Here is a 12990-nt window from a genome sequence, read left to right on the forward strand (position 1 = left end):
CCATCCCCCCCCCCCCCTCGATGTTGCCCGCGGGCAACTTCCCGCCCGCCACCGCCGCCGCCCCCACCGTCGCCCCGGCCGTCGCGGACGCCCCCAGCACGGCCTCCCGCCCGCACCCCGGCTGTCGTCCGCGGACACCATCCCCTCCCCCCCCCCGATTTTGTCCGCGGACAACTGCGGGGTGGGGGAGGGGATGTTGTCCGCGGACAACACCGGGGGTGCGGGCGGGATGTTGTCCGCGGACAACACGGGCGGGGTGGTCGGGTCGGGCAGGCGCTTGCGGTCGACCTTGCCGTTCGGGGTGAGCGGCATCTCGTCCAGCGCGATCAGGTAGCGCGGGACCGCGAAGGAGGGGAGCACCGTCCGCAGGTGGGCGCGGACCTCTTCGGTGCGGCCGCCCGGTTCCAGGACCGCGAAGCCGGCCAGTTCCTTCTCGCCCCGGCGGTTGCGGACCACCGAGACCACGGCCGCCTGGACCTGGGGGTGGGCGGCGAGGGCGGAGGTGACCTCGCCCAGTTCGACGCGCTGGGAGCGGATCTTGACCTGGTTGTCGTCGCGGCCGATGAACTCCAGCAGCCCGTCGGGGGTCCAGCGGACCCGGTCGCCGGTGCGGTAGAGCCGCTGTCCGGGCAGGCCGGAGAAGCCGTCGGGGACGTAGCGGCGGGCGGTCGCGGCGGGGTCGCCGAGGTAGCCGCGGGCCAGGCCGACGCCGCCGAGCCAGAGTTCGCCGGGGACGCCGCGGGGGGCGGCGCGCATGCCGACCGGGTCCATCACGACGACGGCGCGGGTGCCTGGCACCGGGGCGCCGATGGGTACGGTCCGGGCGCAGTCGTCGGCCTCGGTGACGGGCCACCAGGTGGAGGTGAAGGAGTTCTCGGTCGGGCCGTACCCGTGCAGGACGGTGCCGGGGGCGGCCCAGCGCAGCACCTTGGACATGTGCGGGACCGAGATCATCTCGCCGCCGCAGAAGATCCGGCGCAGCGTCTGGAAGACGTCCGGCACGTCCTCGATGAGGCGGTTCATCAGGGGGGTGCTGGCCAGCATCGTGGTGACGCCGTGTTCGAGGAAGACGGTGCGCAGCTCCTCGGGGGAGAGCACCAGTTCCTTGCCGACGACCACGACCTCGGCGCCGGCGGCGAGGGCGCCCCAGACCTCGTAGGTGGCGCCGTCGAAGTTCAGCGGGCACAGGTGCGCGACCACGTCGGTCTCGTCGAGGTCGAGGAAGTCGGGGCGGGACAGCAGCCGGGTGAAGCCCTCGTGGGAGAGGACGACGCCCTTGGGGCGGCCGGTGGAGCCGGAGGTGTAGAGGACGTTGAACACCCCGTCGGGGCTGACCCGGACGGGGGCCGGGGCGGGGGCGGTCGGGGACCGGTCCAGGGCGCCCCAGAGGGCCTCCTCGACGGTGAAGGCGCTCCCGGGCGGCAGGGTGACCCGGCCGAGCAGGCCGTCGGTGCCGATGGTGATCCGGGGCGCGGCGTCGTCGAGGACGGCCTGCAGCTGGGCGTCCGGGTAGACCGGGTCGAGCGGCAGGTAGCCGGCGCCGGCGATCAGGGTGGCCAGCCACAGCACGATCGAGGTGGTGCCGCGGGGGAGCAGTAGGGCGACCAGGTCGCCGTTGCGCACGCCCCGGGTGCGCAGCCAGGTGGACAGGGCCTGGGCGCGGTGGGCGAGTTCGCGGTAGGTGACGGTCTGCGGGCCGTGGCGGAGCGCGATCGCGTCGGGGGTGCGGGCGGCGCGGGCCAGGACCAGTTCGTGGACCGGGGTGCGTTCCAGCGGGAGGGTGTCGTCGACCGCGGAGAACGGGGTGAAGGTGTCGCTGCCGGCGACCAGGGCCCCGCAGGAGGCGGCCGGGTCGGCGGCGGCGGCCGCGGCCAGGGCGGTGAACTGGTCGAGGAAGACCCGGGCGGTGGCGCTGCGGTAGACCGCGGAGTCGAAGTCGACCCGGACCCGGGCGCCGTTCGCCTGCTCCAGCACCACGAGGGAGAAGTCGTACTTCGCGGCGGGGGTGTCGTGCTCGACCAGCCGGATCCGGGCGCCGGGGACCTCCCACTCGCCCTCGGGCTCGGGGAAGTGCATGAACACGCAGGGGTCGATCAGCGAGCGGTGCCCGGCCTCGCGGCGCAGGGTGCGCAGCTGCGCGGAGGGGACGGTGCAGTGGTCGAGGGAGTCCCAGACCTGGTCGCGCAGGGCGACGACCAGGTCGCGGAAGGCGGTGCCGGCGGAGACCTCGGAGACCACCGGCAGGACCCGGGCCTGGAGGTCGACCGAGCGCTCGTCGCCGTGGCGGGCGGCGAAGAGCATGCCGGAGGTACCGGCCTCGGCGGCGCTCCAGGCGTGCAGCAGGGTCAGCCAGCAGGCGAGCAGGACGGTGGCGGGCGAGGCGAGTTCGGCGCGGGCCAGGTCGCGGATGCCGGCCATCGTCCGGGCGTCGAGCGCGGCGGTCTCCCAGGCGGGGGCGCCGGGGGTGGCGGAGGGGCGGTTGAGGTCGGGGAGCGGGGCCAGCGAGGGGAGCTCGTCCCCGAGCAGGCCCTGCCAGTAGGCGGCCGCGGCGTCGGGCGCGGGGGTGGTTGCGGGGGTGGTGTTGTCCGCGGACAACACCGGGGGTGTGGACGGGATGTTGTCCGCGGACAACATCGGGGTGGGGGAGGGGATGTTGTCCGCGGACAACATCGGGGGTGCGGGCGGGATGTTGTCCGCGGACAACATCGGGGTCGCGGGTTCGCCCGGGGTGGGCTGGAGGCGGGTGCGGTAGGCGGCGATCAGGTCGTCGAGGAGGACCTGTTGGGACCAGCCGTCGCACACCAGGTGGTGCACGACGAGCACCAGCAGGGCGCCGTCCGGGTGGTGGAGGACCTCGGCCCGGAGCAGGGGGGCGCGGGTGGTGTCGAAGGGGCGGGCGGAGAGTGCCGCGGCTTCGCGGGCGGCGGTGGCCGGGTCGTAGGGGGTGGTCGAGCGGCGCACCATCAGGGGGACCGGGGCGGTGGGGTGTTCGACGCGGAGGAGGTCGGGGCCTTCGGTGACGAACGCGCTGCGCAGCAGGGGGTGCCGGGACGCGAGGTCCTGCAGGGCGCCGCGCAGGGCCGGGAGGTCGACGCCCGGGGTGAACTCGAGGTCGACCGGGATGTTGAAGCGGCCGGACTCGGGCTCACGTTGGACGGCCAGCCACACCTCCACCTGCTCCGGTGTGGCCTTGGACCGGGCTTCGTTCACGTCTCTCGTCATTCCTTCCGGTCGGTTCGGTGGTGCGCCGCGGACCGTGCGGGTGGCGGTGCGCGGGTGCTGCGGTGCGCGGGGTGGGGTCGGCCGGGCGGGTGCGGTCAGGCGGTCGGGGCGGGGCGGCGGCCGAGGGAGTGGGCCAGCAGGGCGCTCAGGGTGTCCACCGAGTGGAAGTGCACGGGGTTGAAGTCCGTCTCGGCGATCGGCACGCCGAACCGGTTCTCGCACAGGCCCCGCAGTTCGGAGAGGTCCAGCGAGCCCAGGCCGAGGTCGTCGACCAGGTCGGCGTCCGGCCGGATCGCCGCCGGGTCGAGCGGGAGGTAGAGGTCTTCGGCGAGCATCGTGCGGATGGCGGTGCCGATCTCGTCCAGGGACCACTCACGCATTGCCACTGCCCGCCTTCGTCGTCTGCCCGTGGGTCCGGGTCTTCGGGGTCTTCGGGGTGATCAGGTCGTTCGGGTCGTTCGGGGCTGCCGGGGCTGCCGGGGCTGCCGGGTCGTTCGGGGCGGCCGGGGTCCGCGGCCGCAGCAGGGCCCGGGTCGCCGGGGCCGGTACGCCCGCGCGTTCGGCCGCGCGCAGGACCGAGCCGCCGATGGCGTCCAGTTCGGCGGGGTCGCGGCTGAGCGAGGGGGTGGTCCGTCCGGGCAGGGATTCGAGGGTGCGGATCAGGTGGTCCGGGTCCAGGTCCGGTACGCCGAGGGCGGTGGCCACCGCGCACAGCTCCCGGGCGCAGGCCAGCATCAGGGTGCCGGCCTCGGCCTCGGCCCGGACCTGTTCGAGCGGGCCGGAGACGGCCAGGGTCGCCAGGGCCAGCGGGGCGAGCAGGACGGCCTTGTGCCACAGCACCGTCTGGGCGTCGCGGCCGGGGACCGCGCGGATGCCGGCCGTCCGCAGGGCGGCGACGAGGGGGTCCAGGCCGTCCCGGGAGCCGTTGCGGCGGGCGAGTTCGAGCTGGGTGAACAGCGAGTCGCGGACCACTTCGCCGACCGCGGTGCGGCGGGCCTCGATCCGGATCGCCCCGGCCACCACCCGGTCGCCGAAGTCGCGTTCCAGCAGCGGCAGGTGGTCGATGCCGTTGAGCAGCGGCACCACCAGCGCGGGCGCGGCGGCGGACACCGACTGCAGGGCGGCGGCGAGCCGGGGCTGCTTGACCGCGATCCACAGCACGTCGACGGGTTCGTCCAGCCGGGCCACCGCCGGGACCGGGACCTGGAAGTCGCCCTGTCCGGCGGAGCGGACCCGCACCGCGCCCCGGTAGTCGGCCAGCGAGGACGGGCGCATCACCAGGACGACCCGCTGTCCGGCGCGGGCCAGGTCCCCGGCCAGGGAGAGGCCCACGCCGCCCGCGCCGAGCACGGCGTGGCGCAGCCCGGCGGGCTGCTGGGGGGCGGGCTGCTGGTGCGGCGCGGGTGCCGCGGCCGGGGTGCCGCTCACGTCCGCTCCCCGGCGGTGGCGGGTACCGGGACGCGGGCCGAGCGCGGGGTGATGTCGGGCCACAGCCGGGTGATGGCCTGCAGGCAGTGCTGCTCGTCGCCGCGGACGCCGGCCTCGTGCCAGCCCGGGGGCAGCGGCAGGGCCGCGGGCCACACCGAGTGCTGGTCCTCGTCGTTGACCACGACCGCGTACGGGGTGCGGCCTTCCGCATCCGAGGGATCCATGCTGTGCCTCCTTCGCACGGAAATCGACCGCCAGTGCCGAATGAATTTTCTACCGCCGGGGAACCCTTCGGACAAGGGCGGTCCAGGCCCGCTCGGCGCATATTCGAGTACGACTCTTAAATGCATCCTCAAGTGTATTTCGAGTGATTTTCCACCGTTGCTTTAGTCATTTCCGCTGTGCTTTTCACTGCGTGATCCCATCCGACCGTTCGACCGGGAGACTGCGGCCCTCGTGAAGACCCTCAACCCCCTGGAGCCCAACCCCCGGCTCCGCTACGACTACGACCGCGGCAGCGGCTACGAGAACGAGATCCGTCTCACCGAAGCCCTGTCCGCGCTGGTCCCGACGGATCTGCTGATCCACCCGGACCACCGGCTGTTCCAGGTGGTCCACCTGATCACCGAGTACGCCTGGGCCGGCATCCACCACACCCTGTGCGACGCGGTCGCGGCCCTGGACGACGGCGACCTGGTCGAGACCGGACGGCTGCTGCGCCGGGCGACCGAGCTGGGCGCGGTGCCGGTGAGCTGCCTGCGACTGCTGGTCGACTTCCTCCCGCAGAGCAGTTTCCTGAAGATGCGGGAATTGTTCCCTTACAATTCCACCGGACTGGACTCCCCCGGCGTCCGCGGAATTCGCAAGGCCGCGCACGCGCTGTGGGAGAGTTTCGAGTCGGCGCTCTCCGCGCACGGAATGCGGGTCGCCGACCTGGGCCCCGCGGCCGAGCCCGGCTGGCGCGGCGAGACCGGGCAGGCGCTGCTGGCCGACGTCGGCCTGGCCCTGCACCGCTTCGACTCGCGCACCACGGAGTGGCGCCAGGTGCACCTGGCGATGGTCTGGCAGCTGCTCGGCGGGCGCCCGCTGGCGGAGGAGCACGCGGAGGGCCGCGGCCGGCCCACCAGCATGCGCGGCCGCCCGCTGTCCGACCTGGAGCGGCTGGCGGTGCGTCCGCTCTTCCCGAAGCTCTGGCTGGACAGCACCGCCCGCTACCGCGCCTTCACCGACGCGGGCGGGAGCACCGGCGAGGCCCGCGGCGCGGAGTCGGCGGGCTGCCCGATGGGCGGCCGGGCCCGGATCGGGGTGCAGGCGGCATGAGCCTGCTGGCGAACTGGGGCCGGATCGGCCGGCTGCCGCGCACCGCGAAGCTGCTGCTCGCCACGAACGGGCTGAGCGCCTTCGGGGCGGGCATGGTGCTGCCGTTCCTGTGGATCTACCTGACCCGGATCCGGCACTTCGACGCCTGGGTCCCCGCCGCGGCGCTGGCCGTGCAGGCCGGTGCGGCGATCGTCGGCGGCCTGGTGTGGGGCGCCCTGCTGGACCGGCTGCCGTACCGCCGGGCCGTCCCGTACGCGAACATCGTGGCGGGCGTCGGAACCCTGGTCTACGGCTTCGCGTCTTCGCCGTGGATCGCCCTGGTCGCGGCGACCGTGTGGGGCTTCGGCATCAACGGGGTGGGCACCGCGGTGCGCGCCGCCTACGCCGCTTGCACCGAGCCGGACCAACGCACCACCGTCTACTCCGCGGACTACGGCCTGCTCAACCTGGGCATGGGCGCCGGCGTGGTGGTCGGCGGCGCGCTGGCCGCGGCCGACTTCGCCACGCCCGCCACCCGCTACGCGCTGCTGTACGGCATCGACGCGCTCACCTACCTGGTGATGGCGGCGGCGACCTGGGGCGCGCTGCCCGGCGGCATCCGCACCCGGCAGCAGAAGGACGGCGCCGGGGCGTCCCGGCCGAACTACCTGTCGGTGCTGCGCCGGCCCGGCATCGCGGTGGTCCTGGTGCTGCTGGCCATGAACGCCATGGTGACCTTCGGCCAGTTCCGGGCCGGACTGCCCGGCTACCTGCAGTCGCACTCGATCTCGCCCGGCGGCCTGTCCACCGTCTTCGCCCTGAACATCGTCATGTGCGCGGTGGTGCAGTTCGTCGGCATGCCGCTGCTGGAGCGGGTGCCCGCCCGGACGCTGCTGCTCGCGGCCGGCGTGTGCGCCACGGGCTGCTGGGCGCTGGTGTACCTCTCCGCGCTGCGCCACGGCGTGCAGGCACTGCTGGTGGCCTGCGGCGCGGTGGTGCTGCTGTCGGTCGCCGAGTCGCTGGCCGGGCCGCTGCTGAGCACGCAGCTCAACGAGGCCGCCACCGACGAGGACCGGGGCCGCGCCAACGCCCTGTTCTCCACGACCGTGTCGGCCAGCGGCGTGATCGGCCCGATCCTCGCCGGGGCGCTGCTGCCCTGGCACGGGGGAGTCCTGCTGGTGGTGGTGATGGTCGTGCTGAGCGCGGCCTTCGTCCTGCCGGTGCTGCGGCTGTCCCCGCGCAGGGACGCGGCCGGGGACGGCGTCGCGGCCGGGGGCGGGGCCGAGGCCGGGCAGGTGCAGCAGTCGGAGCCGGCGGCCGGGGCCGTCGCCGCCGCGTCGTAGGACGACCCGTCCGCCGCTCGGCGGCGGACGGCACCGACGGAGGACCGAGGGAGCTTGAAGGTGGGCACGGACACCGCGGACGCGGTAGCGATCGTCGGGATGGGCTGCCGGTTCGCCGGCAGCGACGGACTGGAGGAGTTCTGGGACAACCTGCGCCGGGGCCGCGACTGCGCGACCCGCGGCCCGGCCCCCGATCCCGCCGGGGCCGGCCTGGCCGCGGACGAACAGCCCGTCGCGGCCTGGGGCCTGATGGCCGACCGGTACACCTTCGACGCCGGACGGGCCGGCTACCGGGGCACGCCGAAGGACGACCCGCAGCACGGCGTGCTGTACGAGACGCTGGTCGCCGCCGCCGAGGACGCCGCCGTCCGGCTCTCCGAGATCGGCGGGCGCACCGCCCTCTTCGCGGCCTGCACCCCCTACCAGCCGCTCACCGAGACCAGCTTCAACGGCGTCGCCGACACCGACACCCGCTTCGCCGCCAACCACTTCTCGTACTTCCACGGCCTGCACGGGGCCAGCGTCATGGTCGACGCCTCCTGCGCGACCGGGCTGACCGCCGTCCACCTGGCCTGCCAGAGCCTGCGGCTGGGCAGCTGCGACCACGCCCTGGTCGGCGCGGTCTCGATCATGCCGACCGAGGGCTGGTACCCCTACCGCCCCGGCGGCATCTACGCCGTGGACGGCGTCTGCCGGCCCTTCGACACCGGCTCCACCGGGGTCATCCCCGGCGACGGCGCCGCCGCCGTGCTGCTGCGCCGGCTGGACGACGCGCTGCGCGACGGCGACCCGATCCACGCGGTGATCCGCTCCACGGCGGTCGGCAACGACGGCCACGACAAGGCCGGGTTCGTCATTCCCGGCGTGCCCGGGAAGATCCGGGTGGTCCGGCAGGCCCTGGCCGAGGCGGGCGTCGACGGCGCCGAGATCGGCTACGTCGAGGCGCACGGCGTGGGCATCCCGCTCAACGACGAGATCGAGGCCACCGCGCTGACCGAGGCCCTCGGACCGCGGGGCGTGCCGCTGGCGATCGGCTCGGTCAAGGCCGCCATCGGCCACACCAACCAGGCCGCCGGGCTCGCGGCCCTGATCAAGACCGCGCTGCAGCTCGAACACGGCTACCTGGCGGCGACACCGAACACCCGCGAGCCCATCGAGACCCTGGTCAAGGGCGGCGAGCGGTACTCGATCGTGCCGCAGGGCCGGACCTGGGAGGACGCGGGCGTCCCCCGGCTGGCCGGGGTGATGTCGGCGGGCATCGGCGGGACCAACGCCTTCGCGGTGCTCGAACAGCCTCCGCTGGCGGCGGCATGAGCGGGGCCGGGCTCGGGGTCGGGGTCGGAGCCGTGGCCGGGGCCGGGGTCGGGCGGGCGCCGTTGCACGTCAGTGCCGCCGCCTGGGCGACCGCGCTGGGCACCGGACTGGACGAGGTCTGGGAGCAGCTGCTGGCCGGACGCACCGGGCAGGGCGAGGCGCCCTCGGCCGAGCCGCTGCGCAACCACCGGGTGGCGGCCCTGCCGCCGGGCACCGACGGGGACGAGCGCCCGGACGGCGACACCGTCGCCCGCCACCTGGCCGTGGCCACCGCCACCGGGGCCCGGACGCTGGCCGGGGCCGGACTCGGGCCGGACGACGCCGGGGACGTGCTGGTGGTCATCGGCACCAGCCTCGGCCCGCACGCCGACCGGCCGGGCCCCTCGCTCTACGACTGGGTGGCCGAGGCCGCCCGGCGGCTCGGCAGCCGGCGCGAACCGGTGGCGCTCTCCACCGCGTGCAGCTCCGGCAGCGACGCGATCGCGGTCGCCGCCGACCTGCTCACCGCGGGCGTCGCCGAACGCTGCCTGGTCGGTGCGGTCGACCTGCTCACCCCGAACAAGCGGCGCGGCCACAGCCGGCTGCGCACCATGAGCCGCGGCGAGCCGCGCAGCTTCGACCGGGACCGCGACGGGATGCTGCTCGGCGAGGCCGGCGGGTTCCTGCTGCTGGAGACCGCCGCCTCGGCCGAGGCGCGGCAGGCGCCCTGCCTGGGGCTGCTCACCGGCTGGGGCGCCTCGAACAACGCCCTGGGCCCCACCGAGCCGGACGCCTCCGGCACCGCGGCGGCCCGCGCCGTGCGGGCCGCCCTCGACCTGGCCGGGCGGGACCCCGCCGACGTGGCCGTGGTCTCCACCCACGGAACCGGCACCGTCCTCAACGACGCCGCCGAATCGGCGGGCCTGGCCCTGCTCTGGCCCCCGGCGCAGGCCGCGCCGGACTCGGCGGAGGGGGCCGGTTCCGGGGCCGGGGCCGGTTCCGGGACTGCGCCGGAGCCGGGTGGCGGGGCCGATTCGGGCTCCGCCCGGGGAACTGCGGCAGGAACGGCCGGCGGGGTCGAAACGGGAGCGGGCGGCGGAGCCGGTACGGGCTCTGCCACCGCAGCCGGTCCGCGTTCCGTCGCGGGCGACTTGCCGGGTCCGGCCGGCGACGCTGCGTCGAGCCGCGCCGACGGGGCCGGGCCGGTGAGCGGGGCGGGGCCGGTGGCCTTCGCCACGAAGGGGGCGCTCGGGCACAGCCTGGGGGCGACCGGGGTGGTGGAGGCGATCACGGTGCTGCTGGCGCTGCGGGACCGGCGGGTGCCGCCGGTGCCGCACCTGGAGCGGGTGATGGACGGGTTCCCGTTGCGGCTGCCGGTCGGGCGGGCGCTGGGGATCGGAGGTGGGTGCGGGTTGAGCCAGACCTTGGGGTTCGGCGGGTTCAACACCTGTCTGCTGCTGGAGCCCGCGCCAGCGGGGCGCCGTGCTGAAGGGGGCGGGCGATGACGGCGCCGGCCGGGTGCGTGGTCGCCGCGCGCGGGGCGACGGGGCCGGACGGTCCGGTGCGGGCCCGGACGGTGCGGACCGGGGCGATGGACCCGGCCTGCTGGGCGGTGCTGGACGCGGTCGGCGCCGCGCTGGAGGAGCTGGCCGGCGGGGCGGGGCCGGCCGTGGCGGACGGCAGCCGGGTGGGGGTGATCGTGGTGAGCGAGGAGGCGACGGCGCAGACGCTGCACCGTCTGGTCGCCGAGACCGCCTCCGGGGGCTTCTCGCCGCGGCAGTTCGTGGCGGCCAGCCCCGGCACGGTGGTGGGCACCAGTTGCAGTGCCTACGGCCTCGGCGGGCCCAGCCTGCTGCTGACCATGCCGCCCGAACGGGGCCGTCCGGTCGCCGCCGAGCTCGCCCGCCAGTGGCTGGGCGGCCGCCGTCCGCGGGCCTCGGCGGTGGCCCTGGTGCTGTGCCGGCGGGCGCCCGAGGGGCACCACCTCGCCGAGTGCCTGTGGCTGGTGCCCGCCCCGCCGCCGTCCCCGCAGTCCACCCAGGACCCTGACCGGTCCGTCCACGGAGAGGAACGACCGTGAACGTCTCCACCCTCGAACCACCGCGGGTCGCCTGGCCCCCGAGCCTGCTGCCCCTCCCCGGGCACCCGGCGGGCGGGGCCGACCGGGCGGTGCTGCCCGACCTGGCCCGGGTGGAGGCGTTGCTGGCGCGCACCAGCGATGTCACCGGCGCCCCGGCCGGGCCCGAACTGGCCGATGTGATGCGGGAGTTGGACGCGCTGGCGCTGCCGACCGGCTCGGTGGTGATGATCTCGCTGCCGAACGGGGTGCGGGTGCTGCGCTGGCTGTTCGCCGCGCTGCTGACCGGGCACGTGCCGGCGCTGGTGCCGCCGTCCACCGCGGCGGCCCGCTGGGACGAGGTGACCGCCCGGTTCCGGCCGGCCCTGGTGGTCGGCAGCCCGGCCCGGCTCGGCGGGATCACCGGGACGCCGCTGGAGGTCGCCGGGACGTGGGCGGTGCGGCCCGCCGCCGCCGTGCGGCTGCACGGGCCGGGGCAGCTGATCCTGCTGACCTCCGGGACGTCCGGGGCGGCCACCGGCTGCCTGCACGACGCGTCCGCGCTGCTGCACAACGCGGACCTGCACGCCGAGGCGCTGGGCATCACCGGGGACGACACCCTGCTGGTGAGCCTGCCGGTGCACTACTCGTTCGCGCTGGTGGCGCAGGTGTTCGCGGCGCTGCGCACCGGCGCGGCGCTGGCGCTGTCCCGGCCGCCGTTCAGCGTCCCCGGCTACCTGGAGCAGCTGGCCGCGCACCGGGTCACCGTCTCCTCGCTGACCCCGACCCTGGTGAAGGACCTGGTGGCGGCCGGGGTCGGGACGCCGGACACCCTGCGGGTGCTGTCGGTGGGCGGGCAGGCGCTGGAGCCGGCGCTGACCGCCGCGCTGCTGGCGGGCCGGCCGGGCGGCGAGCTGTACCTGACGTACGGGCTGACCGAGGCGGGCCCCCGGGTGGCGACGCTGGCCGCGCACCGGGAGCCGGCGCACCGGTACGCGTCGCTCGGCCGCCCGCTGTCGGGGGTCGGCCTGTCGCTGCGCCCGGACCCCTCCGGGGGGCGGGAGCTGCTGGTGTCCTCGCCGACCGTGTACCGGGAGCGGATCGGGGCGGCCGCCCCGGGGTGCCGGCGCGGCGCGCTGGTCGCCCCCGGGGTGCTGGCCACCGGCGACCTGGCCGAGCTGGAGGACGGCTACCTGTTCGTGCGCGGCCGCACCACCGACTTCGCGGTGCTGCGCGGCGAGAAGGTGTCGCTGGCCTCGGTGCGGCGCACCGCGAAGTCGCTGGAGGGCGTGGTGCACGCGGCGACCCGGATCGACCCGGACGGCGACGCCTACCGGATCAGCCTGTTCGTCGACGGCGCCGCGCCGCCGGACGCCGCCGGGCTGCGGCGGCGGCTGAACACGCTGCTGTCCCCGCACGAGCGTCCCGCCGAGGTAGAGGTGCTGCCGGCTCCCGCCGACATGTTGCTCAAGTGAGCGCCGCCTTGAAGTCGTGGTGCGGCTGGCGGCCGCCGACCTGCTGCCCGGACGGGCGGCCCGGCGGCCCAGGCCACCGTCACCCGGCCCTCCCCTCCCCGTTCCCCGGCGGCCCGGCCGCCCGGCCCGCCGCCCCCTCCTCCCCTCAGGAAAGGCACAGGACGACACCGTGACCACGACTCCCGGCGGGTTCGCCGACGGCTGGACGCCGCCCGCGCTGGCCCCCTTCCACTGGCACACCTACGACGTCGGCTCGGTCCTGCCGGCCGGCTGGCGGGAGGAGCTGCTGTCGCTGGCCGCCGCCGAGTCGGTGCGGCACGACTTCCGGCCGACCATGAGCTCGGCCCGGGAGCGCACCGGCACGGTGATCCGGCTGGAGACCGTCAACGGCGAGACGCTGCAGCAGCGCGCGCCGTGGCTGGAGCGGCTGTACCTGGGCTGGTTCCGGGCGCTGGCCGAGCGCACCATCGGCGAGGCCCTGCACCCCACCAGCACCGCGAACCGCTCGCTGAGCCTGAACGTGCTGCGCGGCGACGGCGAGCGCTACCCCTGCCACGTGGACAGCAACCCCGCGCAGGGCCTGCTGTACCTGACCGACTGCACCGAGGAGACCGGCGGCGGCCTGGTGGTGGCCCGCGACCGCACCGCCCGCGACGTCGCGGAGGTGGACCGGGACGCCGGGGTGATCTACCCGCGGGCCGGGCAGCTGTACTTCTTCGACGCCCGCGCGCACGCGCACTACGTGCAGCCGATGCGCGACCCGGACGGCCTGCGGGCCGTGGTGACGATGAACTACTACTCGCAGTCCTGCCCCGAGTCGGTGCGCCCGGCCGGGCTGGACGACCAGCTGTTCGCCGCCGCCGCGGCGCGCTGA

At 75.7% G+C, this 12990-nt stretch carries 11 protein-coding genes; 7 read left to right on the forward strand and 4 right to left on the reverse strand.

Annotated features, from left to right (window positions below; genetic code table 11):
* The 4 genes from IH44_RS0114740 to IH44_RS0114755 form a co-directional block, all read right to left on the reverse strand.
* Positions 1-3210, reverse strand: a 3210-nt coding sequence (locus IH44_RS0114740; protein ID WP_030459987.1) for an amino acid adenylation domain-containing protein, incomplete at its 3' end; no start/stop codon positions are given.
* A gap of 107 nt (positions 3211-3317) precedes the next feature.
* On the reverse strand, positions 3318-3602 hold the full coding sequence (locus IH44_RS0114745; RefSeq protein WP_051816910.1) for an acyl carrier protein: 285 nt from the start codon (positions 3600-3602) through the stop codon (positions 3318-3320).
* On the reverse strand, positions 3595-4650 hold the full coding sequence (locus tag IH44_RS0114750; RefSeq protein WP_051816911.1) for a ketopantoate reductase family protein: 1056 nt from the start codon (positions 4648-4650) through the stop codon (positions 3595-3597). Before IH44_RS0114750 ends, IH44_RS0114745 begins: the two co-directional genes overlap by 8 nt.
* The gene (locus IH44_RS0114755) at positions 4647-4874 is read right to left on the reverse strand and encodes an MbtH family NRPS accessory protein (RefSeq protein WP_030459990.1); all 228 of its coding nucleotides are present in this window, start codon (positions 4872-4874) and stop codon (positions 4647-4649) included. The genes IH44_RS0114750 and IH44_RS0114755 overlap by 4 nt, the downstream gene beginning before the upstream one ends.
* Positions 4875-5106: 232 nt before the next feature.
* Between IH44_RS0114755 and IH44_RS45425 the strand changes: the two genes are divergently transcribed.
* From IH44_RS45425 to IH44_RS0114795, 7 genes are all read left to right on the forward strand, one after another.
* Positions 5107-5970, forward strand: coding sequence for a hypothetical protein (locus IH44_RS45425; RefSeq protein ID WP_030459991.1), 864 nt, complete (start codon positions 5107-5109; stop codon positions 5968-5970).
* Positions 5967-7292, forward strand: coding sequence for an MFS transporter (locus IH44_RS0114765; protein ID WP_030459992.1), 1326 nt, complete (start codon positions 5967-5969; stop codon positions 7290-7292). The genes IH44_RS45425 and IH44_RS0114765 overlap by 4 nt, the downstream gene beginning before the upstream one ends.
* Before the next feature lie 60 nt (positions 7293-7352).
* Positions 7353-8606 carry a polyketide synthase gene (locus IH44_RS0114770; RefSeq protein ID WP_051816912.1) on the forward strand — a complete coding sequence of 418 codons (1254 nt, stop codon included), beginning with the start codon at positions 7353-7355 and terminating at the stop codon, positions 8604-8606.
* 62 nt (positions 8607-8668) lie between these two features.
* Positions 8669-10090 (forward strand): beta-ketoacyl synthase N-terminal-like domain-containing protein, encoded by a 1422-nt coding sequence (locus IH44_RS42800; protein WP_198544991.1) that lies wholly within the window; start codon positions 8669-8671, stop codon positions 10088-10090.
* Positions 10087-10665, forward strand: coding sequence for a hypothetical protein (locus tag IH44_RS42805; protein ID WP_157852316.1), 579 nt, complete (start codon positions 10087-10089; stop codon positions 10663-10665). Before IH44_RS42800 ends, IH44_RS42805 begins: the two co-directional genes overlap by 4 nt.
* Positions 10662-12116 (forward strand): class I adenylate-forming enzyme family protein, encoded by a 1455-nt coding sequence (locus IH44_RS0114790; RefSeq protein ID WP_051816915.1) that lies wholly within the window; start codon positions 10662-10664, stop codon positions 12114-12116. The genes IH44_RS42805 and IH44_RS0114790 overlap by 4 nt, the downstream gene beginning before the upstream one ends.
* A gap of 169 nt (positions 12117-12285) precedes the next feature.
* Positions 12286-12990 carry a 2OG-Fe(II) oxygenase gene (locus tag IH44_RS0114795; protein WP_030459996.1) on the forward strand — a complete coding sequence of 235 codons (705 nt, stop codon included), beginning with the start codon at positions 12286-12288 and terminating at the stop codon, positions 12988-12990.

The sequence above is a fragment of the Kitasatospora sp. NRRL B-11411 genome, assembly GCF_000721345.1.
GTDB classification, from domain to species: domain Bacteria; phylum Actinomycetota; class Actinomycetes; order Streptomycetales; family Streptomycetaceae; genus Kitasatospora; species Kitasatospora cineracea.